General features: G+C 56.7%; 18 protein-coding genes. All 18 read left to right on the forward strand.

What is annotated here, in order from left to right; all coding sequences use genetic code 11:
- The first annotated feature begins 190 nt into the window (after positions 1–190).
- The 18 genes from ACYVIA_RS00800 to ACYVIA_RS00885 all read left to right on the forward strand — a co-directional run bounded on the left by ACYVIA_RS00800 (position 191) and on the right by ACYVIA_RS00885 (position 26,225).
- Complete coding sequence (locus ACYVIA_RS00800) at positions 191–967, forward strand: ABC transporter permease (RefSeq protein WP_460836950.1); 777 nt, start codon at positions 191–193, stop codon at positions 965–967.
- The gene (locus ACYVIA_RS00805) at positions 964–1,635 is read left to right on the forward strand and encodes an ABC transporter ATP-binding protein (protein WP_460836953.1); all 672 of its coding nucleotides are present in this window, start codon (positions 964–966) and stop codon (positions 1,633–1,635) included. The genes ACYVIA_RS00800 and ACYVIA_RS00805 overlap by 4 nt, the downstream gene beginning before the upstream one ends.
- A complete protein-coding gene (locus ACYVIA_RS00810) occupies positions 1,632–2,798 on the forward strand; it encodes a chain-length determining protein (protein ID WP_460836955.1) in 1,167 nt (388 codons plus the stop codon). The genes ACYVIA_RS00805 and ACYVIA_RS00810 overlap by 4 nt, the downstream gene beginning before the upstream one ends.
- Before the next feature lie 3 nt (positions 2,799–2,801).
- Positions 2,802–4,517, forward strand: coding sequence for a polysaccharide biosynthesis/export family protein (locus ACYVIA_RS00815; RefSeq protein WP_460836956.1), 1,716 nt, complete (start codon positions 2,802–2,804; stop codon positions 4,515–4,517).
- Between the two features lie 17 nt (positions 4,518–4,534).
- A complete protein-coding gene (locus ACYVIA_RS00820; RefSeq protein ID WP_460836958.1) occupies positions 4,535–6,577 on the forward strand; it encodes a hypothetical protein in 2,043 nt (680 codons plus the stop codon).
- The gene (locus tag ACYVIA_RS00825) at positions 6,574–8,361 is read left to right on the forward strand and encodes a hypothetical protein (protein WP_460836959.1); all 1,788 of its coding nucleotides are present in this window, start codon (positions 6,574–6,576) and stop codon (positions 8,359–8,361) included. The genes ACYVIA_RS00820 and ACYVIA_RS00825 overlap by 4 nt, the downstream gene beginning before the upstream one ends.
- Positions 8,361–10,235 (forward strand): BNR repeat-containing protein, encoded by a 1,875-nt coding sequence (locus ACYVIA_RS00830; protein ID WP_460836960.1) that lies wholly within the window; start codon positions 8,361–8,363, stop codon positions 10,233–10,235. Before ACYVIA_RS00825 ends, ACYVIA_RS00830 begins: the two co-directional genes overlap by 1 nt.
- A gap of 10 nt (positions 10,236–10,245) precedes the next feature.
- Entirely contained in the window at positions 10,246–14,370 is a 4,125-nt protein-coding gene (locus tag ACYVIA_RS00835) for a rhamnan synthesis F family protein (protein ID WP_460836962.1), read from the forward strand.
- 20 nt (positions 14,371–14,390) lie between these two features.
- Entirely contained in the window at positions 14,391–15,557 is a 1,167-nt protein-coding gene (locus ACYVIA_RS00840; protein ID WP_460836963.1) for a rhamnosyltransferase WsaF family glycosyltransferase, read from the forward strand.
- A gap of 283 nt (positions 15,558–15,840) precedes the next feature.
- A complete protein-coding gene (gene rfbB / locus ACYVIA_RS00845) occupies positions 15,841–16,920 on the forward strand; it encodes a dTDP-glucose 4,6-dehydratase (protein WP_460836965.1) in 1,080 nt (359 codons plus the stop codon).
- On the forward strand, positions 16,917–17,813 hold the full coding sequence (gene rfbD / locus ACYVIA_RS00850; RefSeq protein ID WP_460836966.1) for a dTDP-4-dehydrorhamnose reductase: 897 nt from the start codon (positions 16,917–16,919) through the stop codon (positions 17,811–17,813). Before rfbB ends, rfbD begins: the two co-directional genes overlap by 4 nt.
- Before the next feature lie 9 nt (positions 17,814–17,822).
- Positions 17,823–18,710 (forward strand): glucose-1-phosphate thymidylyltransferase RfbA, encoded by an 888-nt coding sequence (gene rfbA / locus ACYVIA_RS00855; protein ID WP_460836968.1) that lies wholly within the window; start codon positions 17,823–17,825, stop codon positions 18,708–18,710.
- Positions 18,707–19,252: a dTDP-4-dehydrorhamnose 3,5-epimerase gene (gene rfbC / locus ACYVIA_RS00860; protein WP_460836969.1), complete on the forward strand. Its 546-nt coding sequence runs from the start codon at positions 18,707–18,709 to the stop codon at positions 19,250–19,252. Before rfbA ends, rfbC begins: the two co-directional genes overlap by 4 nt.
- A gap of 15 nt (positions 19,253–19,267) precedes the next feature.
- Positions 19,268–20,440 (forward strand): nucleotide sugar dehydrogenase, encoded by a 1,173-nt coding sequence (locus tag ACYVIA_RS00865; protein WP_460836971.1) that lies wholly within the window; start codon positions 19,268–19,270, stop codon positions 20,438–20,440.
- Positions 20,437–21,933 (forward strand): glycosyltransferase family 2 protein, encoded by a 1,497-nt coding sequence (locus ACYVIA_RS00870; RefSeq protein ID WP_460836972.1) that lies wholly within the window; start codon positions 20,437–20,439, stop codon positions 21,931–21,933. Before ACYVIA_RS00865 ends, ACYVIA_RS00870 begins: the two co-directional genes overlap by 4 nt.
- Before the next feature lie 32 nt (positions 21,934–21,965).
- Entirely contained in the window at positions 21,966–22,832 is an 867-nt protein-coding gene (gene galU / locus ACYVIA_RS00875; protein ID WP_460836973.1) for a UTP--glucose-1-phosphate uridylyltransferase GalU, read from the forward strand.
- A gap of 9 nt (positions 22,833–22,841) precedes the next feature.
- Entirely contained in the window at positions 22,842–24,845 is a 2,004-nt protein-coding gene (locus ACYVIA_RS00880) for a capsular polysaccharide biosynthesis protein (RefSeq protein ID WP_460836975.1), read from the forward strand.
- A gap of 3 nt (positions 24,846–24,848) precedes the next feature.
- Positions 24,849–26,225, forward strand: coding sequence for a capsule biosynthesis protein (locus tag ACYVIA_RS00885; protein ID WP_460836976.1), 1,377 nt, complete (start codon positions 24,849–24,851; stop codon positions 26,223–26,225).
- The last annotated feature ends 216 nt before the right edge of the window (positions 26,226–26,441 follow it).

Consider the following 26,441-nt stretch of genomic DNA (forward strand, 5'->3'; position numbering starts at 1 on the left):
GGAATATCAGAAGCTTAAGTCGGATTTTGTCTTACTCAATCGATCTATTTTTTGGAATAAATATTTCTTATGGGAAGGTTTGGTGGTGTAACAGAGCGTTACGCACTAGATAGTTGCGTGGGTTGACATTCTTAGAGCAATGTAGTACGGGATCGATCCCGTTGCCATAAAGCAGCAAGTAGAAGGCACCATGAGAAGTAGTTGGCAAATTCAACGGGCAGTGATCTCTGCATTATTCCTGCGCGAGGCCGTCAATCGGCTTTCCGCCGGGCGCGCCGCATGGCTCTGGATCCTGCTGGAGCCGGTCGCGCATCTCATCTTCCTGATGGCGTTGTTCGGCTTCGTTCTCCATCGCGTTACCTACGGCATCGACGGCGGGATGTTCGTCGTGACCGGCTTGCTCGGGTTTTTCCTCGCGCAGAATACCGCGACCCGCTGCATGGGGGGCATCAGCGCCAACTCGGCACTCTTCGCCTACCGTCAGGTACAGCCGGTCGATACGGTGCTAGTCCGCGCAGGACTGGAAGGGTTTCTTATGCTGATTACCGCGCTGGTATTGCTCGCAGGTGCCGGCCTATTCGGCTTCCATGTCGTTCCGCATGATGTGTTGCTCGTCCTTGTGGCCGTTGTGGGCCTATGGCTGTGCGGCATGGGCATCGGCCTCATCTTGTCCGTCGGCGCGGAACTGGTGCCCGAACTGGGCAAGGTCGCCAATCTCTTGTTCCGCCCGCTGTATTTCATTTCCGGCGTGATGTTCCCCGCCATGGCCATCCCGCAGCCCTACCGCGAGTGGATGTTGCTCAATCCTTTCCTCCATGGTCTGGAAATCCTGCGCGCCGGATACTTCCCGCAGTTTCACCCGGCGCCCGGGGCAAGCTGGGCCTACCTCTATGGCTTTGCGCTGGTCACCATCTTCTTCGGCCTCGCGCTGCATGTGCGGTTTGCCAATCGTCTGGTGGCGCAATGATCATCGTTGACGACGTCCACAAGCGCTACCGCACCGACCACGGCCCCGGCCGATGGGTGCTGCGGGGTGTGTCGTTCACCATTCCGCCCAAGGTCAATGTCGGCCTCGTCGGCCGCAATGGCGCAGGCAAGTCCACGCTGTTACGCATCATCGGCGGCATCGACATTCCGACGCGCGGACGCGTCGAGCGGCAGTGCCGCGTCTCCTGGCCGATGGGCTTTGGCGGCGGGCTGCAGGGGTCGCTCACCGGCCGGCAGAACGCCAAGTTCGTCTGCCGCATCCATGGCCATGGCGATATCGACGACATGGCAGACCGCATCCGTTTCATCGAAGACTTTGCCGAACTCGGCGAATACTTCGACGAGCCCGTCAAAACCTATTCCTCCGGCATGAAGTCGCGCCTGCAGTTTGCACTGTCGATGGCATTCGACTTCGACGTCTATATATCCGACGAAGTGACCGCGGCTGGCGACGCAGCATTCAAGGACAAGGCCGCCGCGGCATTCCAGCGCGTTGCCGACCATGCAGGCTTGATCATGGTCGCCCATAGCGAGAGCACGCTGCGCCGCTTCTGCAAGGCTGGTATCTGGCTGCACGAAGGGCAGGCTCACTGGTTCGACGACATTGGCGAGGCACTGAAACACTACAAGGAAAGCATCGCCGCATGATTGGCTTCATCAAGAACAACCCCGTTGTCAAAACGTTGACCCAAGGGCCGGACCGCATGCAGCGACTGCTGGCACCGGCCTTCCTGCGCCAGCGCACCTTTTCTCTCGCACTGGTGGCATGCGTGCTGGCAACACTCTATTGGGGCCTGCTCGCGTCCGACCGGTATGTGTCCGAAGCCCGCGTCATCATCCAGCGCACCGACATGGCCGGCGGCCAGTCCATGGACTTTGGCAGTCTGCTCGCCGGTGCAGGAGCCGGCAGCCGTACCGATCAGCTCCTGCTGCGCGACCACCTGCTGTCGGTGGACATGCTCAACAAGCTCGACGCAAAGCTGGACTTGCGTGCGCACTACAGCGACACAGGCCGCGATCCGCTCTCGCGCATGTGGAGCAAGGACACACCGCAGGAACGTTTCCACCGCCACTACCTGTCCCGCACCAGCATCGAATACGACGACTACGCCGGCGTGCTCGTCATCCGTGCACAAGGCTACGATGCCAAAACCGCCCACGCCATCGCCGCCATGCTGGTCGAGGAGGGTGAGCGCACCATGAATGCCATGGCGCACCAGCTCGCGCAGGAACAGGTTGCCTTCGTCGAAAAGCAAGTCGCACAGCATGCAGATCGCCTGCAACAAGCAAGGCATGCGGTCATCACGTTCCAGAACCAGAAGGGACTGGTTTCCCCGCAAAGCACCGCAGAAAACATCGCCGCCGCCATCAACCGCCTCGAAGCGCAACGCACGGAGCTGCAGGCCAAACGCACCGCGCTGCTCGGTTACCTAGCGCCGCAGGCACCAGGCGTGGTGGAAGTGGACCTGCAACTCGCCGCCATCGACAAGCAGATCACGCAGGAACAATCCCGCCTGACCGCGCCCACCGGCAAGACGCTTAACAGCACCGTCGAGGAATACCAGCGCCTGGAAATGGCAGCCCGCTTTGCGGAAGACGTCTACAAGACCGCACTCGTCGCACTGGAAAAGGGCCGGGTAGAAGCCACCCGCACCATCAAGAAGGTCTCCGTATTGCAGGCGCCTACGCTGCCCCAGTACCCGCTGGAGCCAAGCCGCCTCTACAACATCGTCGTCTTCATTCTGGTCACGCTGCTGCTGGCCGGCATCGTGCATCTGCTCGCCGCCATCATCCGCGACCACAAGGACTAAGCCATGCGCCGTATCACTTCCTTTGCCTTCATCCTGCTCGCGGGCAGCACAAGCGCCTTCGCCGCTGAGGCCGCGCTTGGCCTGAACTTCGCACCGGGCAGCGCGGTACCTGCAATGCCAGCCACGCAAGCACAGACCTCGCGCCAGCCTGTGCAGAGCACCGCCGCACCGAGCGTCAAGCCCGCGGAAGTGCGCCCCGAGGCACCGCAGCAGTTTGACTATTCCAACAACGCCGCCAGCGACGTATTCGGCGCACAACTTTTCACCGGCAGCTTCGCACGGCCCGGCGTCACCCAGTTCAACCCGGACTACATGCTTGCCATTGGCGACGGGGTACAGATCCGCCTGTGGGGCGGCTACACCTTCGACAACGTCGTCCCCGTCGACCCGCAGGGCAACATCTTCCTTCCGCACGTTGGTCCGGTAAAAGTGCTTGGCGTGCGCAACCAGGACTTGCAGCAACTGGTGGAAACCGCAGTGCGCAAGGTATTCCGCGCCAACGTCTACAGCTACGCCAGCCTTGCCGCCGCCCAGCCGGTACGCATATTTGTCGGCGGCTTCGTCAACCGCCCCGGCCTGTACAACGGCACCAGCATGGACAGCCTGCTGCACTACCTCGACCAGGCCGGCGGCATCGATCCCGAGCGTGGCACCTTCCTCGATGTGCAAGTCAAACGCGGCGAGCAGGTAAGGGCCAGCGTCAGCCTGTACGACTTCCTGTTGCAGGGCCGCCTGCCATTGCTGCAGCTTGCCGACGGCGACGTCATCTTCGTCGCACCGCGCAATCACACCGTCAAGGTGTCCGGCCTCGCAGAGAACGCCAAACGCTTCGAGTTCAAGGACAGCGCGTTGTCCATCGCCCAGCTTGCCAACTTCGCCAAGCCGCGTGCCCAGGCAACGCATGTACGCGTAGTGCGCAACACCGGCACCGTCCGCAATATCGACTACTACACCCTGGCGGAAGCTGGCAACGTCAGCATTAGCAACGGCGACGAAGTGGAATTCACCGCTGACAAAAAGCCCGGCACCATCACCGTCCGCGTAGAAGGCGAACACCTCAGCGCGCAGGAATATGTGCTGCCCTACGGCGCAAGAATCGGCGAGCTGATGAGCCGCATCCAGTTCTCGGACCGATCCGACGCGCAAAGCGTACAGCTCTACCGCCAGAGCGTGCGCGAGCGCCAGAAGCTCATGCTGCAAACCTCAATGAAGAGCCTGGAATCGACCGTGCTCACCGCACGCAGCGGCACCAGCGACGAGGCACGCCTACGCAAGGAAGAGGCGGAGCTCATCCTGCAATGGGTGGAGCGCGCGAAAAAGATCGAACCCAGCGGGCAGGTGCTGATTGCGCAAGCAAGCAGCCGCGACGAGCTGCTGCTGGAAAACGGCGACGTCATCAAGGTCCCGACGCGTGACGGTCTCGTGCTCGTCAGCGGCGAGGTGCTGTTCCCGAACGCCATCGCCTACGACGGGCAACTCACGCTGGACGACTACATTCGCCGCGCAGGGGGCTACACGCAAAACGCAGACAACTCGCGCGTAGTTGTTGCTCACCGTGACGGCAGCTTTGAAGAAGGCACCTCCAATCCAGCGTTACGAGCAGGGGACGAAGTGCTTGTACTGCCAAAGGTGGATGTGAAGTCGCGTCAGATCTGGAAGGACATGACGCAGATTATTTATCAGATCGCTGTTAGCGCCAAAGTGGTGTTGGGCCTGTAAAGAGATACTACAAAACTATGAACAAGATCCTCATCGTGGGGCACCCGGAATCAGGTTATCGGGAAGTCGAATCGCTCTTGAATGCCTGTGGAATGAGCCGAGCACGCCCTTCTCGCCGTGAAGGCCTCACAGCCGAAGAAATCGGCACGATGCTGCGCAAGGCATACAAGGCAGAACCATTGCATCAACTGCCGACAGGTCGCGATATTGCGCAGATTGATACCAGTCCGGTCTGGCATGGGATGGCGCTCGATCTTTTGCTGGGGAACATAGATCAGGAGCTTTGGGGGTGGGCCGATCCCTCGTCTGTGTACCTCCTTGACTACTGGAAAACGCTCGACCAGAACATCACCTTCATCCTTGTCTACAACTCGCCCGAAACACTGTTGGGAAGCAGCGAGGAAAACGGGTTTCTCAGCGAAGAAGAACTGCAGCAACGCGTGCATGCCTGGCAGGCCTACAATGCCGCGTTGCTTCATTTCTACTACCGTAATACGGAGCGCTGTTTGCTCGTACATGCCCGGCAGGTGCAACACTCGGCCGACAAATATTTGCAACAAGTTCGCGCGCGTATCGGTGCGCCGCTCGCAGAACTCACGCATTCCTCGTCTACGGAAAACATCGCGGTTTCTGAACATGATCTGAGCGATGAAGACTTTGCGGAAGATTCAATCGTCGGCGAGTGTCCGTTCGACTCTTCTAACGTCACCGTCTGTGGCGGTACGAACTTGACATTTGAGCAATGCCAAGCCGGACTTGTATCGCTGCCAGATGAGGTCGCGCTCGAACAGCACCTGGCGCAAGCCATCGTTAGCCAGCAGCCGCAGGTTCTCCAGCTTTATGCAGAACTGCAGTCTGCGGCAAACCTTCCTCTCACAAACGGCACGGTCACTGGCATTCCTGCCTTGGCAGCATGGCGCGGCCTTGCTGCTCTGCGTCTGCAGGGGCAGCTGAAACTGCAGCGGGCAGAAGAAGATAAAAAGCTGCTTTGCGACGAGTTGGTTGGTACAGAGGAGAGGCTGAAGTCCGTACAAGAAGAGTTGAACCGGAACACAAAGGAAATAGAGCGCCTGACCCAGGAGGCTTCAGCCAAGGCAGATGAACTTGCAAAGCAAGTAGCTAGCCGCAGCAAGCTGGCTGAGACAACGAGAGAGCAAAAGCAGGAGAACGAGCTGTTACTCCTTCAATTGCATCAAGTACAGGAAGAGCTCGAGCGGTTCTATCTCGAAGCGCAACAGCAAAAAGAAAAAATCAAGGCATTACAAGACGCTGAAAAAGTCGCAACAGAACGTGCAAAAGGCATCGAGCAACTTAGTCAGGAAAAGTTAAAACTGGCCAGTGAAAAGGAAAACTTCGCCAAGCTGGCAACAGAACGTGAAAAAGGCATCGAGCAGCTTAATCAGGAAAAGTCAAAGCTGACGAGCGAAAAGGATAGCCTCGCAAGGCTTGCAACGGAGCGTGAGAAGAAAAGCGAAGAACTCACGAAACAACTCGCAAAGCAAACAGAGCTTGCCCAGTCCCTTGAAGCAAGACTCAAGAAGGCTACGTCTGCGCCAGTAGTCAGTGCAGAAGTGCAGCAGGAGAATGATCTCCTTCTGCGTCAGCTTCACCAGGTCCAGGAGGAACTGGAGCGCTACTACATCGAGAACCAGCGTCTGAAGAAAGCCGCTGCTACGCCGGCCAAGGCCTCCAAGCCTGCTTACTATGGCGCGGCCGACCGGGTTAAGGCACAACTATCTTACCGCTTGGGATACCTCATGGTGCAACGCAGCCGGTCAGTCGGCGGACTAGTCACGTTGCCGTGGGCTTTGCTGCGCGAGACGCAGCAATTCCGGCGTGCGAAGTCGGCAACGGCGGGTAAGAAGTTGCCGCCCTTGCACCAGTATCGCGACGCTGCGGAAGGAGATAAGGTCAAGCAGCACCTCAGTTACCGGCTGGGATCGACGCTCATCAAAAACGCAAAATCACCTATCGGCTGGGCAAAACTGCCATTTGCGTTTCGACGCGATATCAAGGAATTCAGACAACATCGCAAGCAAGAGGGGCGGCTGTCGCAATGATCAATGACATCAATGCTTGGTTCGACCACCTTCAAGTCCTGTTCGAACCAACTGGCGTTTTGCTGGTGGGAGCGGGGGGCGGGACTGGCGACTGGGTACGGCAACTGGTGCAATGGGACGTAGCAAACGTTACCTTGGTCGAGGCCGAAGAGACGCAATTTGAGCGCCTTCAGCGCAACTTCGCGCAGCGTGATGGATGGCGTATCTGCGGGGACGTTGTCGCAAGCGAAACCGGTACCGTCGCTTATCACCGTGCCAGCAACCCTGCAGAAAGTGGCCTCTTGGAGCCAGAGACTCTGCGTAACCACTGGCCCAACATTAAGACTGAAGAGAAACAGACACGCCAGGCAATCGTATTGGCCGAGCTGCTTAAAGGTGCCGCTGTCAACTGGCTGTTGGTGAATTGCCTGCCAGCCCTGCCGATCATTCAAGGTGCGGGTTCGATGAACGGAGTGGACGTTGTTGTCGCGCGCGTCCTGCTCAGTGATAGCGAGCACATATCCAATGGCGCAGATCTGCCAGTTTTAAAGGCGTACTTGGCAGCACAAGGCTACCGCTTCTTGGCCGCGCAACCTGGGCGCCATCCAGGCATAGGTCACGCGGTGTTCATACGTGACCGACAATTGGAGACGCTGGAACTCCAACAGCAGTTGGCTCAGCTTAATGCGACAAATTCGCGCAACGCCGAACTGTACGCGGAGCAATTGGCGCTTCAAGCGACCATCGTCAGGGAACTGGAAGCATCCACGGATCAAATTAAGGAACTCACAGAGGCGAAAGCGGCAGCTGAGAATTTCGCCTCTGAATGCCAGCAACAGATCGAGCAACTCACTTCAGCCAAAGCGAATGCCGAGAGGCTGGCTGCAGAGCGTGCCACACAGCTAGAAGCATTGACGCAGGATCACCATGTAGCTCAGGCCGAAAAGGACCGCGCCTTATTGGACGCTAAGCAGGAACTAGAAAAGTACGTGCTCAGCGCACATGCTGAAAAGGCCGCGTGGGCGAAAGAAAAGACGGACCTCTTGCAAGCCAAAGAGAAGGTTGACCGAATCCTAAGCGAAAAGCAGGTGCAGATTACCGCATTGGAGCAGCAGTTTAAGCAAGTGCAGGCCCAAAGCGTTGAGGACGAAGTGCACCGGCATCAACTTGAGAAATGTACCGCTCAAATTAAAGAACTTACAGAGGCAAAAGCGGCAGCTGAGAATGTGGCCTCTGAACGCCAGCAACAAATCGAACAACTGAGCCAACGCAGCGCGCAGGAAAAGAATGCACGTGATGCCCTTATAGCGAAACACGCTGATGAGTGCTCTGTCCAGATACAAAGGTTCAAGGAGGCGCAGGCTGCTGCCGAGAAATTGGCCGATGCGCGCCAACAGCAGATTGAGCAACTCACTTCCGACAAAGCGATTGCCGACAAGCTGGCTACCGAACGGGCCGCACAGCTAGAAGCATTGAAGCAGGATCACCATGTAGCCCAAGCCGAAAAGGAAAGCGCCTTATCGGAGGCAAAGCAGCAAATAGAAAAGTATGTACTCAGCGCACAAACTGAAAAGGCCGCGTGGGCAAAAGAAAAGACAGATCTTCTGCAAGCCAAAGAGAAAGTTGACCGACTTTTAAGCGAAAAGCAAGCGCAGATTGCCGCATTGGAGCAGCGGTTACTGCAAATGCAGGCCCAAAGTGCAGAGAATGAATTGCACTCGCATCATATGGAAGTAGAGCTTCTAAAGGCTGAAACACAAATCGCTCTCATAAAAGAACTGATCTTGTCGGAGCAAGAACTGTGATGCGCCGAAAGAAGCAACGCAACGTATCTACATTCCAGAAAAGAACCGAAGCATGCCGCGAAAACAGCATCGGCGGCAGCGATTTGCATCAACGTGCTCGCACCCAATGGCAGTTCGGCGACTGGGAAAGCCTGAGTCAGCTGAATCTCGATACTTTGCCGGAGGCATGTGAGCGCGCAGAACTAGCATTACTCTCGGCAGCCGCAAACCTGCAGCTCGGGCATGATGTCGTGGCGCGGAAATGCCTTTTGTTAGCCAGAAATGCGGGAAGCAGCCAGAAAGCAATCAATCAATTTCTTATATCCGGTACGCACAACTCACTCGGCAAGGCAGCCGCGCTCGCTGGAGACCATGCGAGGGCTTTTCTTCACTTTAGGCAAGCAGTTGAGGCGGCTCCTATAGGTGGCGACATACGTCTGATTACTCTAGCCAGAGCGGAGAAACAATTCGCGCAAGTAGGAGTGAAGCTTTCGGACGCAGAATTCACCAAATTGGCAGCCCAGTTAAACGTACCGCAATCCGACTCGTCAGATCATTGTGGACAGCTCCCGCAGCAGCAGACAAACGGGCTGAATGTGCAACAGTTAGCCGCATTCAATCTGGGTGAAGGATGGGCCGGTAACACTGTCAATACGGTGATATTTCGACACCATGGCGTGATGACGTGGGGCGACTTTCAGTACACAGCCTTTTACCGCAATGAGGCAAGTCTGTGTGTAGTACAGCGCCACTTGGGGACAAATCACTTCAAGACGCACGATATCGCTGGCGACTATAACTTGCGCGATGCGCATAACAGCATCAGTCTCGGAATTGACCGGGACGGCTATATCCACATCTCCTACGATCACCACGCCACCAAGCTCAGATACCGTCGTAGCAGCCAACCGCATGCCATTGAAAGTTGGACTGAGGAGCTGGCCATGACGGGGGTGAATGAAGATCGCGTTACTTATCCTACGTTTATCCTGCCGCGCGCGGGTCACCCGCTGACACTGCTGTATCGCGACGGCGTACACAACAAAGGCAGCGCGCGCCTAAAAACCTACAGCGAAAGCACACAAAGCTGGACCGATCGCCCCACGCCAATCCTGTCAGGTGCTGATCAAAAACCTTGGACTAGCAACGCTTACTGGAATCATCCTGCCATTGGCAGCGACGGTTCACTACATCTTTCGTTCGTATGGCGCACCGACACACTGGGTGAGCGGCAACTCGTCAATAACGTAAACATTGGCTACGCCTGGTCCCCCGACAACGGGCTCAACTGGTTTACCTCGCTTGGCCAACCTTACAAGCTGCCTATCACGCAGGTGAACGCAGAGACCGTCTGGCCCGTGTCGCCGGGCAGTAACTTGATTAACCAGACAAGCATGGCGCTGGATAGTCATAACCGACCGCACATAGCCTTTTATTCGAACGATGCGAATGGGGTGCCTCAATACCAGCACATCTGGTTTGATGGCCATACGTGGCAGCACCAGTATTTCTCCTGTCGCACCGATACATTCGTGCTCAAGGGCGGCGGTACGCTGCAGATCCCGATTAGTCGCCCGGAAATCATCATCACCAAAACCGATGATGCCTACGCGATCTACCGCGGCGACCTGACGCAGGGCCGCATGAGCATTACGCAATTGAGAAAACACAACAGGCGCCTGCTGTCGGCAGACTTGGCTGTCCAGGTGGATCTCCCCACTGCGGTGCTTTGGGAGGATGGCGTAGGCTTCGCCGAGCCGGTCATCGACCGAACTCGTCGGAGTTCCGAACAGGTGCTCACCATGCTCCTGCAGTTCAATCACCAACCTGACGGTGACCTTGATCACCGCAAACATATCGCGCCGGTCTGGCTGGCCGACTTCCGTATTGAGTGACTTCGCCCGTATGAACCCTACTTCCGCTGCTTCGTCCCGCCCGGCATCCGCCGCCAGTGTCGCCCAAGGCAATGAGGCACTGCGCAACAAGCAATATGACCGCGCCATTGCCTGTTACCTCCAGGCCGTTTATGCCGCGCCTGCCATGGCAAGCATCCTCGCCGGCAACATCGAGATTGCGCGCGCGCGCTATCGACTGCAGCGCCAAGCCGATAGTCGCCAGCGCGTTGCGGTATGCGGCTGGGAACTATCCCATAACGCTGCCGGGCGCGCATACACGCTAGCCAAGCTGTATGAGCGATTCGCAGATGTCAAGCTGGTCGGCGCGATATTTCCATCGTTTGGTACCCAGGTATGGGAGCCACTCCGGCACGACCGACTTATTTGCCATGCCTTTATTGTGAAGGATCACGCGCGTTTTTTGGAGCAGGCAATCGCCTTGGTCGCTTCCCATCCGGTCGATCTGGTGCATTTGTCCAAGCCGCGCGGCCCGAATATCCTTTTCGGCATCCTGTACAAGCTTCTGTGGGGAGCGACGGTCCTCGTTGACATCGACGACGAAGAGCTCAGTTTCGTAGGTTCGCAATCGGGCGTCGCGCTCGACAAGTACTTGGCCGCCTCCGGCGACCGGATTGCTCTAGAAGGACTCGACGGCAAAGTGTGGACCGAAATCGCGGTTGGTATGGCCGACGCCTTTGATGGCATCACTGTGTCCAACCCGGCCTTGCAAAAGCGCTATGGCGGCACGATCATACGCCACGCGCGGGATGAGGAAAAATTCAAGGGTTCGGCACAACTACGTCGTGCAAGCCGGGAAAAGCACGACATTGCTCAAGATAAGATCGTCGTCATGTTCTGCGGCACTCCGCGCAAGCACAAGGGATTAATCGAGGCAGCCGACGCGATCACAGCGCTGGGGCGATCGGACCTGGTGTTCGTTATCGCGGGTGATTTCCCGGACGAGGCACTTAAGCAAGAATTACAAAAGCGGCACGCGGTCGACTTCAAGTTTCTCGGTAATCAGCGTCCTGACGCATTGCCGGAGTTGCTTGCCATGGGTGACCTTGCGTTGTTGTTCTCGGATGAGCAGTCTGCAATCACCGCATTCCAGGTGCCTGCCAAGCTTTCGGATGCGCTGGCGATGGGATTCCATGTGCTGGCAACTGATTCGCTCGCATTGACAGAGTTCGCCAACGAGCCGGCGCTCAAGCTGATACGGTCGTCGGATGCGCCTGAAGCATTGGACATCGCACTTCGAACAATGGTTGGCAATGTGTCGGCCCAGCATACGGCGCGTGATTTATTTTTGCGTGAATTTTCCTTTGCGGCGAACTTGCCACGCCTACGCGGGGCGGTGGAAGCGGCCTTTTCGCGGAAAGAGATTGACAGCCGGCTTAATGCACTCATGCGTGCGCTGGTGCGGACGCGTAGCGAGCAGGCCCAGGGCGACGCCGTCGAATGCATGCTGCTAAGCGCACTGCTGCACGACGACAGCACACTGACATCGTCACCAGTGCCAAGACCGCGGATGGTCGATATCGTCGTGCCGGTGTTCAACGCGCTCGAGGACACCAAGCGCTGCCTAGAAGCCGTAGCGTATCGCACTGATGGCTTTACCGTTAGCGTTTATGTAGTCAATGACGGTTCGGGAGAGGACACAACGGCATGGCTTCGTCAATTCTGCCACGCGCACCCGAACTTTCGTCTGATCGAGCATTCCGTCAACCGTGGCTATACGTTTGCAGTGAACTCAGGCTTGCGGGCAAGTCGAGCGCCGTATGTCGTGACCTTAAACAGTGACACCATAGTTACTAGTGGCTGGTTGCGCAGCCTCGTGCAGTGCGTCGAATCCGATCCGAGATTGGGCGTGGTTGGGCCACTATCGAATGCCGCAAGCTGGCAAAATGTACCGGCCCTGCGCGACGGCAATGGCAACTTTGCCATCAACGATATCCCACAAGGGATGACCGCCGACGAGTTCGCAGCGTTCGTCAGAAAGTATTCGAGCAAGCGCTATCCTCGCTTGTCCTTCATCAACGGCTTTTGCTTTTTGATTCGCCGCGAAGTGCTGGATGCCATAGGATTCATGGATGAAGCAACGTTCCCTATGGGATATGGCGAGGAAAACGACTTCTGCGTGCGCGCGGCAGATGCGGGCTTTTCCTTCGCCGTGGCCGATGACGCGTATGTGTTTCATGCTAAATCGAAGAGCTTTGGTCATGAGCGCAGGACAGAGCTGTCACGCAAGGCAAACGATCTGCTGCGCCAGAAGCATGGCGCAGACCGGTTCAACTCGTTGCTAAAGCGTATCGGTGAGGAAGCGCTCCAACTCGACCCGATCCGCCGCGAACTAGCCGACCGGATTGTACAGGCCGGAGCAGCCTGCGCCGCGCAGTCCGCGCCAAGGTGCAGTCGCACGAACGTTACTCGCGTGCTGACTAAGGACATGCACGGCGTGGCGGTCACGTTGCTGCCACCACCGGCGTATGGGACAAAAGACTTCGAAGTTGATCCTTCTCACTTCGGTCCATGCCTAGTGCTGCCGTACGACATGCCTGACGCAGTACCGGCGCTTTCACCAAAGGCGTTGCCCAGTATAGGTGTGCATCTGCACCTGTTTTACGCCGACCTTGCGACCGAATTCGCATATTTCCTGAAAAATATACCGTATCCATTTACGTTGTATGTGTCCGTGGTGGATGAGTACTCCCGCGCCACCGTGGAAAAGCGCTTTATGTCGGACCTGCCGTTAGCACGGGTGGTCGTCGAAGTGCACCGCAATCGCGGCCGGGATATCGCGCCGTTTTTAGTGGGCTTTGGCAAGCGCCTACTTAGGCATGACATCATTTGCCATATCCACTCGAAGCGCAGTCCGCATAACCATGCCAAGGCCGATTGGCGTCGTCAACTCGTGCATAACTTATTGGGCTCACCCGCCTTAGTGGCCGCGGCTATCAATATTCTCGGGGAAAGTGCCAACATCGGCATGCTTTTTCCGGAATACCATCATTCGCTGCGCGGCCAGATTTCGTGGGGAACCAATTACGATATCTGCCAAAAGCTTGCTAGTCGACTCGGCATTGAGATCAATAAGGAGGAGCTCGCCTTGTTCCCCGCCGGATCGATGTTCTGGGCGCGCAAGGAATCGCTCGCATGTCTGCTGAATCTGCCACTCACATGGGAGGACTTCCCCGATGAGGCTGGCCAGGTCGACGGCACCTACGCGCACGCAGTAGAGCGGCTGCTGGGCGAGATCGTTGTCGCCCATGGCTATGAGCTCCTGCAGATCAAGGCGGAAAAGCAGCACAGCCTAATGTTTTACCATCCGCACAAATGGCCATATCGGCTGCCTTTCGGGCAGGATCAGATGCGACGGATCGTGGAAGACTATCGGGCCGCGAAACCGAACCGGCGTGCGCGCTATGCCGTCTACACCGCCATGACTGGCGGTTATGACCAGCCCGTGTTTCACGAAAAGCTCGATGAACGTTTCGACTATCTGCTCTATACCGACTCTTTGGTCAACGACCGCGGCTTCTGGGAAGTGCGTGCGATCGAGTACGCCAACGAGCGTACCGTGCGCCGTGCACGGCACATCAAAGTTAATCCGCACAAATACCTGCAGCAGTACGATGTCGTGGTGTGGATCGATGCGAATGTGGTCATTCGGGGCGAGCTCGACAAGTATGTCGATTTCGCACTTGCGCACCCAAATGTGGCCTTTTTCGGTATTCCGCATGCCCAGCGTAATTGTCTGTACGACGAAGGCGAATCCGTGGTGGCTGGGAAGAAAGATACGCGCGAACAGGTTGACGTGCAGCTGAACCGGTATCGCAGGGAAGGATTCCCGAAAGGACAAGGCTTAATCGAGACGAATTTCTTCGTCGCCAATTTGCGTCATCCGGATGCGGCAGTCCTCTTTGCTGAGTGGTCCGCCCAAATCGAGGCTGGAAGCCATCGCGACCAGCTTAGCTTGAATTATGTGCTTTGGAAGCATGGTGTCAAATGGCTGCCGCTTTTCAAAGAAAAGATCACGCTACGCGACAGCTTTGACTTCGCGTATCTGGGGCACGGAAAAAACAGTGGCTATCCAAGTGCGCTGGAAGTTCCCTATTCCAAAATGGTATCGGTGTAAAGAAAAGGGCGGCAAACCACATGTTGAAAGATAAGGGATTAGTCCGTTTGGCCCACGCGTCCATTGACGACATTCGTGCAAACCAGGCAGCTATCAACTCGGGCAAGGGCAAAAAGCTGTCTAGCGTTAATACGGCGACATGGTTCTTGCCGGTTGTCACCCATGCATTAAAGGGCGGTGTACGAACTGTTTTCATGTTCGCCGAGCGCATGAGCATCAAGTGGGGCACCGTCAATATGCTCATAATGTATGCGCACAATGGCGTCGATTTCGATGTCCGGGAGATCACTGAGTCACTTTCCCAGCATTTTCCGCGGATGCGGTTTGTGGTGCGTAAGTTCGTCAACGGACAGACCTCGATTAACGAACTGCCACGCAGCGAAGTGGCGTTTTGCACCTTGTGGACAACGGCCTACCTACTGCTGAAGTACAACCGCGTCATCAAGAAGTTCTATTTCATGCAAGACTACGAACCATTGTTTTATGAGGCCGGGTCTGTGTACGCTGCAATCGAGCAGACCTATCGGTTTGGATTTAGCTGCATTGCCAATACGCCAGGCGTAGGCAACCGGTATCTGGCGTACTCGCCGGACATGGTCAGCTTTTTTCCTGGTATCGACAAGGACGTGTTCTATCCGCAGTCGCGCGAAGTCAAACTCAAGCCCGTGCGCCGGGTGGTGTTCTACGGCAGACCAGGCAACGCCCGAAATTGCTTTTCGCTTGGCGTCATGACACTGCAGGCCTTAAAGCGCAAGATGAAAGATAGGGTAGAAATCATCTCGGTCGGCGCCGAGTGGGACGTCAAGGAATACGGTCTAGAAGGCGTGGTCGACAACTGGGGGCTTCTTAACAGTCTGACGGCAGTGGCTGACCTGTACCGCAGTTCCGATGTTGGTTTGGTGTTCATGGTGACGCCCCATCCGTCATACCAGCCGTTTGAATACATGGCCTGCGGCTGCTTGGTGGCGACCAACGTTAACGAGGCGAATCGGTGGCTGCTCGACGAGCACAACTCAGTACAAGTCGAACCTGTTCCTGAGATTGCGGCGCAGCGTATTCTGGACGTACTAAGCGACGAAGCCGCCATGGCACGCATACGCGAGAAAGCGTTTGCCACGATTGCCAAGTATGACTGGGACAGTGCATATGCCGTATTCGAGCGCCGCCTGCTCGGGGATAGTACATGATGTGCATGCAGCAGCAATCTAGCGATGAAGCGTCACCTAAGTGGGCCGACTTAAGGCTACACAGCGCGCTGGTAGTTATCCGCGTCACGGCGCTGTTTGCATTCTGTGCGCCTGCAGCTGCTGCCGCTGAATGCGAGACGCCGTCCTACCAACCACTACCTAAGGCAATGAGCGTCGATAAACTACGCGACTGTGTATCAACAGACCTGAACTGTGACTATATGTTCGACCTTGTCTTACATACTAACTCTTAGTGCCTATTGTAGGAGCTGAAAGGAATTTCATGATTTTAGTAACCGGTGGTGCTGGTTTTATCGGTGCCAATTTTGTACTTGACTGGATTGGATCAGGTAATGAGCCGATCATTAACGTCGATAAGCTGACCTACGCGGGGAACCTTGAAACGTTGGGCAGCCTGCAGGGCGATGCGAGACACGTGTTCGTGCAGGGTGATATTGGAGATGCCACTCTCATGCAACGCCTGTTGCGAGAACATCAGCCGCGCGCAGTTGTCAACTTTGCTGCCGAAAGCCATGTGGACAGGTCCATTCATGGCCCTAGCGACTTCATCCAGACCAACGTCGTCGGTACCTTTCACTTGCTCGAATCGGTGCGTGATTACTGGGGGGCATTGCCGGACGCCGACAAGGCAGTCTTCCGCTTTTTGCATGTTAGTACCGATGAGGTCTATGGAACGTTAAGCAAGGAAGATCCGCCGTTTGCCGAAACCAATCGCTACGAGCCTAACAGCCCGTATTCCGCCAGCAAAGCTGCAAGCGACCACTTGGTCCGAGCATGGCATCACACTTACGGTCTGCCGGTGCTTACTACAAACTGCAGCAACAATTACGGGCCCTACCATTTTCCGGAAAAGCTCATCCCGCTGATGATCGTTAATGCGCTGGCAGGCAAGCCGTTGCCGGTTTATGGCGACGGCATGCAGGTGCGCGACTGGCTCTACGTGAAAGACCATTGCAGTGCGATTCGCCGCGTGCTGGAAGCAGGGCGGCTCGGAGAGACTTACAACATCGGCGGCTGGAACGAGAAGCCGAACATCGAGATTGTCAACACTATTTGCGCTTTACTGGACGAGCTGCGCCCACGGTGTGATGGAAAGAGTTATCGCGAGCAGATCAGCTACGTGGCCGACCGCCCCGGCCACGATCGCCGTTATGCGATCGATGCGCGCAAGATCGAAAAGGAGCTCGGTTGGAAGCCCTCAGAGACATTTGATACCGGTATTCGCAAGACAGTCGAATGGTATCTGGCCAACAGCGAATGGGTGAGTAACGTGCAAAGCGGTGCGTATCGCGAGTGGGTGAAGAAGCAATACGACACGGTAGCGGCTGAGGTGGTCGTATGAAGTTGCTTCTGCTGGGCAAGGGCGGTCAAGTCGGCTGGGAGTTACAGCGCAGTCTGGCGCCGCTGGGTGAACTGGTGGCGCTTGATTTCGACAGTACGGCGTTTTGTGCTGATTTCAGCCATCCGGAAAAGGTCGCCGAAACTGTGCTGAAGGTGCGACCTGACGTAATCGTCAATGCCGCAGCACACACTGCCGTGGACAAGGCCGAAAGCGAACCAGAACTTGCCCGGAAAGTGAATGCCACCACGCCGGGTGCAGTTGCTGGCGCTGCGCAGCAAATTGGTGCGCTGATGGTGCATTACTCGACTGATTATGTTTTCGATGGCAGTGGCGACAAATGCTGGAGGGAGAGCGATCCCGCCGGCCCCCTGAACGTGTACGGAGGCACCAAACTGGAAGGTGAGCGATTGGTTGCGCAGCATTGCGCACGGCATCTGATTTTCCGTACCAGCTGGGTCTATGCTGCGCGCGGCGGGAACTTTGCCAAGACGATGCTGCGGTTGGCGAAGGAACGTGACAGTCTTACAGTCATCGATGATCAGTTTGGTGCACCTACTGGTGCTGAGCTGTTGGCCGATGTAACTGCCCATGCCATACGTGAAACCTTGCGGGATCCAGCCAAGGTTGGTCTCTACCATTTGACAGCAAGCGGCGAAACGACCTGGTATGCGTATGCGCGCTTCGTGCTCGAGCAGGCGCGTTTGGCCGGCGTGGAGCTCAAGGCATCACCAGAGGCGATCGTTCCGGTTCCGACCAGTGCATATCCAACGCCGGCGATCCGTCCTCATAACTCTCGTCTGGACACCAGTAAGCTGCAAGCCACGTTTGGACTCGCGCTACCAGATTGGCGCAGTGGTGTTGCGCGCATGCTGCAAGAAATTCTCCAACAATAATCTAAGACTATGACGCAACGTAAAGGAATTATTCTTGCGGGCGGTTCCGGCACGCGCCTGCATCCTGCCACCCTGGCCATCAGCAAACAGCTTTTGCCGGTGTATGACAAGCCGATGATTTATTACCCGTTGAGTACCCTGATGCTCGCCGGGATCCGGGATGTTTTGATCATCAGCACACCGCAGGACACGCCGCGTTTCGAACATTTGCTGGGAGACGGCAGCCAATGGGGCATGAACCTGCAATATGCGGTACAACCTAGCCCGGACGGTTTGGCACAGGCCTTCATCATCGGCGAGAAATTCGTAGGTAACTGCCCGAGTGCACTGGTATTGGGCGATAACATTTTCCATGGCCACGACTTTACACATTTACTCGCTGACGCCAATGCACAGGAGTCTGGTTCGACTGTGTTTGCTTACCACGTGCAGGATCCGGAGCGTTACGGCGTCGTTGCGTTCGATATGCATGGCAAGGCGACCAGCATTGAAGAAAAACCGACAAATCCCAAGAGCAGCTATGCAGTAACTGGCCTGTATTTCTACGACAATCAGGTCGTCGAAATCGCGAAGGCAGTGAAACCGAGCGCACGGGGCGAGCTCGAAATTACAACGGTCAACCAAGCCTACCTGGATATGGGGCAGCTCAATGTCAAGATTATGGAGCGTGGTTATGCGTGGCTGGATACCGGCACACATGAGAGCCTGCTCGAGGCCGGGCAGTTCATCGCAACGCTGGAGCACCGTCAGGGCCTGAAAATCGCCTGTCCGGAAGAAATCGCATGGCGCCATGGCTGGATAGACACCGCCGCTCTGGAGGCGCTGGCTGAGCCGCTGCGAAAGAATGGTTACGGTCGTTACCTGATGCGCATCCTTAATGAGAAGGTGTTTTCATGAGGGCCACGGCTACGTCGATACCTGATGTGCTCGTGATCGAACCGAAGGTTTTTGGTGATACCCGAGGGTTTTTCTTCGAGAGCTTCAATCAGAAGGCATTCAACGATCTGACGGGACTGAATGAGTCCTTTGTACAGGATAACCACAGTCGCAGTGCCAAAGGAGTGCTGCGTGGTTTGCATTACCAGGTGCAACAGCCACAAGGCAAGCTCGTTCGGGTTGTGCGCGGAGCAGTGTTTGATGTGGCGGTCGACATTCGCAGGAGATCGCCGACATTCGGAAAATGGGTCGGCGTCGAGCTTAACGAAGAAAACCACAAGCAGCTTTGGGTGCCGGCAGGCTTCGCACATGGCTTTGTGGTTCTCAGCGATTCGGCGGATTTTCTCTATAAGACCACCGATTACTATGCGCCACAGCACGAGCGTTGTATTGCATGGAACGATCCGGCGATCGGTATCGAATGGGGATATGAGGGGATGCCGATTTTGTCGGCTAAAGACCAACTCGGATTAGCTCTTGATGCCGCTGATTTGTTTGAATAAGGAAGTCTCTTCTACATGAAACGGATCGCCATCGCTGGAACAGGATATGTGGGTCTGTCGAACGCCATGCTGCTGGCGCAGCACAATCAGGTTGTTGCGCTAGACATTGATGCAGCCAAGGTAGCATTGCTCAACCAGAAACGTTCGCCGATTGTGGACACCGAAATCGAAGACTATTTGGCACACAAGCCCCTGCATTTTCATGCCACGCTCGACAAGCATAAAGCCTATGCAGAGGCAGATTTTGTGATCATCGCTACGCCAACGGACTACGACCCGGAGACGAACTACTTCAACACGAAATCTGTCGAGTCCGTGATACGCGATGTGATGGCCATTAATGCAGACGCGGTAATGGTGATTAAGTCCACTGTCCCGGTGGGGTTTACCGCGCGTATAAAACAGGAAATGGGCTGCGAAAACTTGATGTTCTCGCCCGAGTTTCTCCGTGAAGGCCGCGCCTTGTACGACAATCTGCATCCTTCGCGCATCATCGTGGGAGAGCGGTCGGAGCGTGCAGAAGTGTTTGCAGGTTTGCTGAAGCAAGGCGCGATCAAGCAAGACATTCCGGTGTTGTATACCGATTCCACCGAGGCAGAGGCGATCAAGCTGTTCGCCAATACCTACCTCGCCATGCGGGTGGCGTACTTTAATGAGTTGGACACCTATGCAGCTATCCACGGGTTGGATACTGAACATATTGTCCAGGGCGTTTGTCTCGATCCCCGCATTGGCAACCATTACAACAATCCGTCATTCGGCTACGGCGGCTATTGCTTACCAAAGGACACTAAGCAACTGTTGGCCAACTACCAGGATGTGCCGCAGACGCTCATTCGCGCTATCGTGGATTCCAACACGACGCGCAAAGATTTCATCGCCGAAAGCATCCTCAAGCGCAAGCCAAAGGTTGTGGGGATTCATCGCTTGATCATGAAGAGCGGTTCTGACAATTTGCGAGCGTCCAGCATGCAAGGTGTCATGAAGCGCATCAAGGCAAAGGGTGTCGAGGTCATCGTGTACGAGCCGATGCTGACGGAGACGGAGTTTTTCCATTCGAGAGTCGTAAATGACCTGGGGGCGTTCAAACGGGAGGCGGACGTGATCGTTGCGAACCGCCTTACCGATGAGATTCAGGACGTGGCGGACAAGGTGTATAGCCGGGATCTGTTTGGCAACGACTCATGATGCGCAAGCTGCAGTTCAATTGGTTCTTTTCCAGAAACCGGTTTGCTGCGGCGCTGGCCCGGTGTAATGCGGACGCCGTTCCACGGAGTGCCAAGGAGCTTTATGCGGCGTACCGGCTGGGCCTGTACGAAACGGTCGCTAACAGCGAGTGCCGTGATGGCGACTGGCGTGCCGGTTTTGCTCGCGCAGTTTCTTTGGCTACCTGTGGGCGACATGTGGAAGCGAGCGATATCGCACGCAATCTGGTGGCACGCCGCATGCTCGGGGAGAACCAGGTCGCATTGGCGGATGCGCTTGCACCGTTTATGCCGGCCTTCGCTCTGTCGCTTCTGGATGGTTGCGGTCCGCCGGCTGGACTGCGGGCGGCACTCCTGCTGCGGATGGGGCGGAGCGATGAGGCTACGGAGGTGTTGCGTGAAGCGATCGTTGCTGGAGCAGGGATAAAGAGGCCGGAGCTCAATCTTTTCTTGAGTAATGCCGAAGCACCTGTGCCGCAACAGCAGCTTGCTCATCTGAATACGTTTTTTACCAGCTATTCGCTTTCACCGGTGGCGCTACGAGATCCGTCGCTGCCACCTTGCCCAGCTAATATGGTGCCGACTATCGAGAAGGGGCGCGCGATGCGTGGGCCATTGGTAACGGTATTAATGACGGCATTCTGTGCTGGTAGCCGTATCCAACATGCGATCAAGTCGCTGCTGGATCAGACCTACCGCGACATTGAAGTGATCGTTGTGGACGACGCAAGTAGTGATGACACAGGCAGTGTAGTGCAGGCAATTGCCGTAACGGACGCGCGTGTCAGGTATCTGCGCTTGCCATGTAACGTCGGCACCTATGTAGCGAAGAATATCGGATTGCAGCATGCGTCAGGCGAATTCATTACTTGTCATGATTCGGATGACTGGGCACATCCTGAAAGGATCGAGCGACAGGTTCGCCCTTTGATTGAAGACAGGCGGGTCGTGTTCTCCATTTCTGAATGGGTTCGCGTGCAGGACGATGGACTGTATTACGCACGGCCAGTGCATCCGCTCAAACGCCTGAATCCAGCGTCGCCGCTGTTCCGGAAAGACTTGGTATTAGAGAAAGCGGGGGGCTGGGATCCCGTCCGCACAGGTGCTGACAGCGAGTTTTTGGCAAGGCTGAAGCTGGTCTTCGGGAACAAGGCGATGCATCGTGTGGCGCTGCCACTTACGATCGGCTCTCACCGGCCGGATTCGCTGATGAACGCCGCAGCAACGGGTTATAACCCAAACGGAATATCTCCAACGCGACTGGCCTATTGGGAGAGCTGGGGGCATTTCCATATCGACGAGTTGCGCGCTGGTCGCAAGCCTCGTCTTCCTGTGGATCTCCTCGGTGGAAGAAGATTTCCGGCACCGCAGTCGATTGTTGTTCCGCACCAGGATATTGAAACCTGCCTGAATGCATGCGGTGCTTTACGACCCAATACGCGGGCGGCCATCCGACTTGCGCCGCTAGCTGCCTGAGAACGTTTCCTATGTATCAGAGAGCAATAAAAATGCAGAAAAAAATCACCAAAGCAGTATTCCCGGTTGCTGGCCTGGGCTCGCGCTTTCTCCCTGCGACAAAAGCCAGTCCCAAGGAAATGCTTCCTGTCGTGGACAAACCATTGATTCAATATGCCGTGGAGGAGGCAGTCGCTGCCGGCATTACGGAGATGATTTTCGTTACCGGGCGCAACAAGCGCAGTATCGAGGATCATTTCGACAAGGCATATGAGCTGGAAACCGAACTGGAGATGAACAACAAGCACAAGCTGCTTGAGTTGGCCAAGGACATTTTGCCTTCGCACGTGTCGTGCTTGTATATCAGGCAGGCGCAGGCACTCGGTTTGGGACATGCAGTGCTTTGCGCGCGTCCTGCGGTTGGCGATGCTCCGTTTGCCGTCATTCTGGCCGATGACCTGATTGATGGCGAGCCGGGAGCCATGGCGCAAATGGTCGACGTCTACGAACGGACAGGGAGCTCCATCCTCGGTGTGGAAACGGTGGCGCGGGAGGAGACCGGTTCATATGGGATCGTGCAGGCGGCACAGCGGGATGACGGATGCCAGCGCGTTTTCGGAATTGTCGAGAAACCGCATCCTGATGTGGCGCCGTCGAATCTTGCGGTGGTTGGGCGCTACATCTTTACGCCACGGATTTTTGACAAGCTTGTACAGGTCCGCCCTGGCGTTGGTGGCGAGATTCAACTGACGGATGGTATTGCAGAGTTGCTTCAAGAGGAACCAGTACTGGCGCATCCGTTTACTGGTACCCGCTACGACTGCGGTTCGAAGCTTGGCTACCTGAAGGCGACGGTTCGGTTTGGTGAGAAGCATCCTGAAATCGGCAAGGCGTTCTCAAACTACCTCCGCCAGAGTTAAGCAGCGATCATGATTGGTGTCCTTTCCCGTGGCATTTCGCGCATCGGCGGCCTGTCTGAACTCCTTGGTGAGTCGTGGACATTACTGTCTGCGCGGTCGGCACCTGCTTGCGATCGTGTGGCGGGATGGGGCATGCGGCCGACTTCGGAAAAGGCACGGCACTACGCTGCAGAGCACCGGCTGCCATTCGTCATGCTTGAGGACGGGTTTCTTCGTTCTATCGGCTTGGGCGAGACGGATGATCCGCTCTCTATGGTGCTGGATGATGTCGGCATTTACTATGACGCGTCCACGGCGTCACGGCTGGAGTCGTGCATTCTTTCGCCGTGCGATGAGTCGCGCCGTGCGCGCGCTCGTGAGTTGATCGCCTCGTGGCGCCGTGCCCGAGTATCAAAGTACAACCATACGCGCGAAGTGGACTGGGGCCATGTTGGTCTTTCAGATATGCCTGGCCATGTTGCGAGCAATGTCCAGCCTTATGTGCTTGCAATTGATCAGACTCTGGGGGACGCGTCTATTCGCTACGGCCTGGCTGGTGCGTCTAGCTTTCAAAAAATGCTTGATGCTGCGTTGGCTGAAAACCCGGAGTGCAAGGTCATTTTGAAGGTGCACCCGGAGGTAATGGCTGGTCGAAAGAAAGGGCATTTCGACATTGCAGCCTTGTCTCGCAATCCACGCGTGCTGGTGCTAGGACAGGACGTGCATCCGGTTTCGTTGCTCGAACATGCGAAAGCTGTGTATGTCGTCACATCGCAAATGGGTTTCGAAGGACTGCTATGGGGTAAGCCGGTCCGCACCTTCGGCATGCCGTTTTATGCAGGATGGGGCCTTACTGTCGATGATCTGCCAGTGCCAGAGCGTCGATGCCCGGTGCCGCTTGAGAACCTCGTGCATGCCGCGTTAGTGGACTATCCGCGCTATATCGATCCTGAAACCGGGAAGTGCTGCGAAGTGGAGCGCGTCGTTGAATGGATGGGACGGCAGCGCGCCATGCGCGAGCGCTTTGTACCTGACTTGTACGCCATTGGTTTCTCGCGCTGGAAGAAACCGATCGTGCGTGATTTCTTCCAGGGATCAACAGTGCAGTTTGTTCGGAACGCAGCTGCAGTGCCCGCAGGCGCATCGTTGATCTCGTGGGGAACGAAAACGATTCCCGGCAAGCTGGCTGATGGTGTGTCGCTGATTCGCCTGGAGGATGGTTTCCTGCGTTCCGTAGGTCTCGGTGCGGAGCTGGTGCGACCGCTGTCTTGGGTCATTGACACGGAAGGCATTTATTACGATGCGTCCAGGCCTTCTCGGCTGGAGACACTGCTGCGGACGACAACGTTTGACGAAGCATTGGTTGGGCGTGCGGCCGCTTTACGCGAGGCGATCTGTGCGAGCGGCGTGACAAAGTACAACGTTGGAGGCGAGGTGTGGACGCGCCCGGCCACTGCGGCACAGGTGATCCTCGTCCCCGGTCAGGTCGAGACGGATGCGTCGATCCGGCTGGGGGCTGCAGAGATCCGCCGCAACGTCGATCTGCTGAAAGCCGTGCGCATAGCCAATCCCGATGCCTATGTGCTGTACAAGCCGCACCCGGATGTGCGTGCGGCGCTGCGTCGCGCTGGTGACGGCGAAGGTGAGGCATACCGTTGGTGCGACGAGGTGCTGGGCGATGTGCCGCTGGACCGCTTGTTTGAGCACGTGGATGAAGTGCATGTGATGACCTCGCTCGCCGGCTTCGAGGCGCTTATGCGCGGCAAGAAGGTTGTTTGCTACGGACAGCCGTTTTATAGCGGCTGGGGATTGACCGAGGACTTGGCGCCGCATCCAAGAAGGCAGCGGCGTCTATTGCTGGATGAGCTGGTTGCGGCGACGCTGATCCTGTATCCGACCTACGTGAGCCGTACGACGGGCAAGTTCACCACGCCGGAGCGGGCGCTGGAAGAGCTGGTCGCGTGGCGGCAGGAGGCGCCGGCTCGCCGGCCGTTGTTGCGGCGTATTGTTGCCCGTCTGTTGCGCAAGGATTGAATCATGATCACCCGTGGGCTTTCAGCATTTCGCAACAAGCGCGTCCTGCTCCTGCAGGGGCCGGTGGGGCCGTTTTTCCGGCGCCTTGCGCTTGATCTGGAGGCTGCAGGGGCACAGGTGTTCAAGGTCAATTTGAACGGGGGCGACTGGCTTTTCTACCGGAAGAATGCGATTGCCTTTCGGGGCGGCCTCGACACATGGCAGGGCTTCATGGAAGACCTGCTGGACCGGGAGCGGATTGATGTGGTGATGCTGTTTGGCGACTGCCGTGCGTATCACCGGATCGCACACGGTGTTGCACGCGCCAGGGGGCTGGAAGTCGGGGTGTTTGAAGAAGGCTATGTGCGGCCGGACTACGTGACGCTGGAGCGGGATGGGGTCAATGGGTTTTCGCCGTTGCCGGATCAGGCGCTCTTTTACCTGAACAGGGTGCCGTCCAAAGGCGTACGTACCGACCGTGTCGGCAATACCTTCTGGCATGCGGTGCTGTGGGCATGCCTGTATTACATGGCTGCGCAATTGCTGCGGCCGATCTTTCCTCGTTATCGCCATCATCGACCGTTGACAGTGCTTGAAGCTGGGCCGTGGGTGAGGGCGATCTGGCGCAAGGCTTTGTACAGGTTCAGGGAGCGTGGCGTGCAGGAGATGCTTGTCGGCCCAATGTCAAAGCAGTACTTCCTTGTGCCGTTGCAGGTTCATACCGACGCGCAGGTGCATACGCATTCGCGGTTTGACTCGGTGGAGCAGTTCATCCGGCGCGTGGTGTCATCCTTTGCCGCCAACGCGCCGGCGGAGACGGTGCTTGTGATCAAGCATCATCCGATGGACCGTGGGTATAGCGATTACACGCGCTTCTTGCGAGACCTGCGCGCGGAGTTCCAGCTGGGGGAGCGGTTGATGTATATCCACGACCAGCACTTGCCGAGCTTGCTGGACCATGCGCGCGGCGCGGTGGTGATCAATAGCACGGTGGGGCTGTCGGCGCTGTTTCACAAGACGCCGCTGAAGGTGTGCGGTAACGCCATCTACGACATCCAGGGCATGACGTACCAGGGACGCCTGGACGACTTCTGGCAGGCTGCGGAGAACGAGAAGGTGGATGCAGAGCTGTTCCACCGATTCCGCAGTTATGTGATTGAACATACGCAGTTGAATGGCAGCTTTTACAAGCGGCTTCCTATCGATGGATCCTTCACTGGGATGCGCTGGGAAGAACGCTGGTTGCCGGGGGATGGCGAACGCCGTCGGGTGGATCGTGGTTTTCCGGCGCGTGTGGTGCCGGAAGAGCGTGAGGGTTTTCAGCGCGCGTCGAATGTTGATGTGGTGGTAGCGACGGAGACTGCGGCGAATTCGGAGGTGCTGGAGGTGGTGAATAAGTAGTAGTGCTGCGTCGAAAATTTGGATTGACGGCGCCCTCGCCTTGCAAGGACGCCTCGTGTTCGGGGAGCGCTGCAGCAATGTTGGTGATGGCGCCAACACTCTACCCCCATCCCAACCTTCTACAAGGGGGAAGGAGCTAGTTTGGTGCGTTGTGTAAGCCGCTCTTTCAGCTCCTATTGCCGACCATGCCCGTAAGGCTGAGGGCAGAAAACGACT

Source organism: Noviherbaspirillum agri, assembly GCF_054780595.1.

What these genes read in the sequence shown, in the direction of transcription:
- ACYVIA_RS00815 (WP_460836956.1), top strand. Translation starts at nt 2,802, where the DNA reads ATGCGCCGTATCACTTCCTTTGCCTTCATCCTGCTCGCGGGCAGCACA.
- ACYVIA_RS00820 (WP_460836958.1), top strand. Translation starts at nt 4,535, where the DNA reads ATGAACAAGATCCTCATCGTGGGGCACCCGGAATCAGGTTATCGGGAA.
- ACYVIA_RS00865 (WP_460836971.1), top strand. Translation starts at nt 19,268, where the DNA reads ATGAAACGGATCGCCATCGCTGGAACAGGATATGTGGGTCTGTCGAAC.
- galU (WP_460836973.1), top strand. Translation starts at nt 21,966, where the DNA reads ATGCAGAAAAAAATCACCAAAGCAGTATTCCCGGTTGCTGGCCTGGGC.
- rfbA (WP_460836968.1), top strand. Translation starts at nt 17,823, where the DNA reads ATGACGCAACGTAAAGGAATTATTCTTGCGGGCGGTTCCGGCACGCGC.
- ACYVIA_RS00810 (WP_460836955.1), top strand. Translation starts at nt 1,632, where the DNA reads ATGATTGGCTTCATCAAGAACAACCCCGTTGTCAAAACGTTGACCCAA.
- ACYVIA_RS00840 (WP_460836963.1), top strand. Translation starts at nt 14,391, where the DNA reads ATGTTGAAAGATAAGGGATTAGTCCGTTTGGCCCACGCGTCCATTGAC.
- ACYVIA_RS00800 (WP_460836950.1), top strand. Translation starts at nt 191, where the DNA reads ATGAGAAGTAGTTGGCAAATTCAACGGGCAGTGATCTCTGCATTATTC.
- ACYVIA_RS00885 (WP_460836976.1), top strand. Translation starts at nt 24,849, where the DNA reads ATGATCACCCGTGGGCTTTCAGCATTTCGCAACAAGCGCGTCCTGCTC.
- ACYVIA_RS00870 (WP_460836972.1), top strand. Translation starts at nt 20,437, where the DNA reads ATGATGCGCAAGCTGCAGTTCAATTGGTTCTTTTCCAGAAACCGGTTT.
- ACYVIA_RS00880 (WP_460836975.1), top strand. Translation starts at nt 22,842, where the DNA reads ATGATTGGTGTCCTTTCCCGTGGCATTTCGCGCATCGGCGGCCTGTCT.
- ACYVIA_RS00825 (WP_460836959.1), top strand. Translation starts at nt 6,574, where the DNA reads ATGATCAATGACATCAATGCTTGGTTCGACCACCTTCAAGTCCTGTTC.
- ACYVIA_RS00830 (WP_460836960.1), top strand. Translation starts at nt 8,361, where the DNA reads ATGCGCCGAAAGAAGCAACGCAACGTATCTACATTCCAGAAAAGAACC.
- ACYVIA_RS00835 (WP_460836962.1), top strand. Translation starts at nt 10,246, where the DNA reads ATGAACCCTACTTCCGCTGCTTCGTCCCGCCCGGCATCCGCCGCCAGT.
- rfbB (WP_460836965.1), top strand. Translation starts at nt 15,841, where the DNA reads ATGATTTTAGTAACCGGTGGTGCTGGTTTTATCGGTGCCAATTTTGTA.
- ACYVIA_RS00805 (WP_460836953.1), top strand. Translation starts at nt 964, where the DNA reads ATGATCATCGTTGACGACGTCCACAAGCGCTACCGCACCGACCACGGC.
- rfbD (WP_460836966.1), top strand. Translation starts at nt 16,917, where the DNA reads ATGAAGTTGCTTCTGCTGGGCAAGGGCGGTCAAGTCGGCTGGGAGTTA.
- rfbC (WP_460836969.1), top strand. Translation starts at nt 18,707, where the DNA reads ATGAGGGCCACGGCTACGTCGATACCTGATGTGCTCGTGATCGAACCG.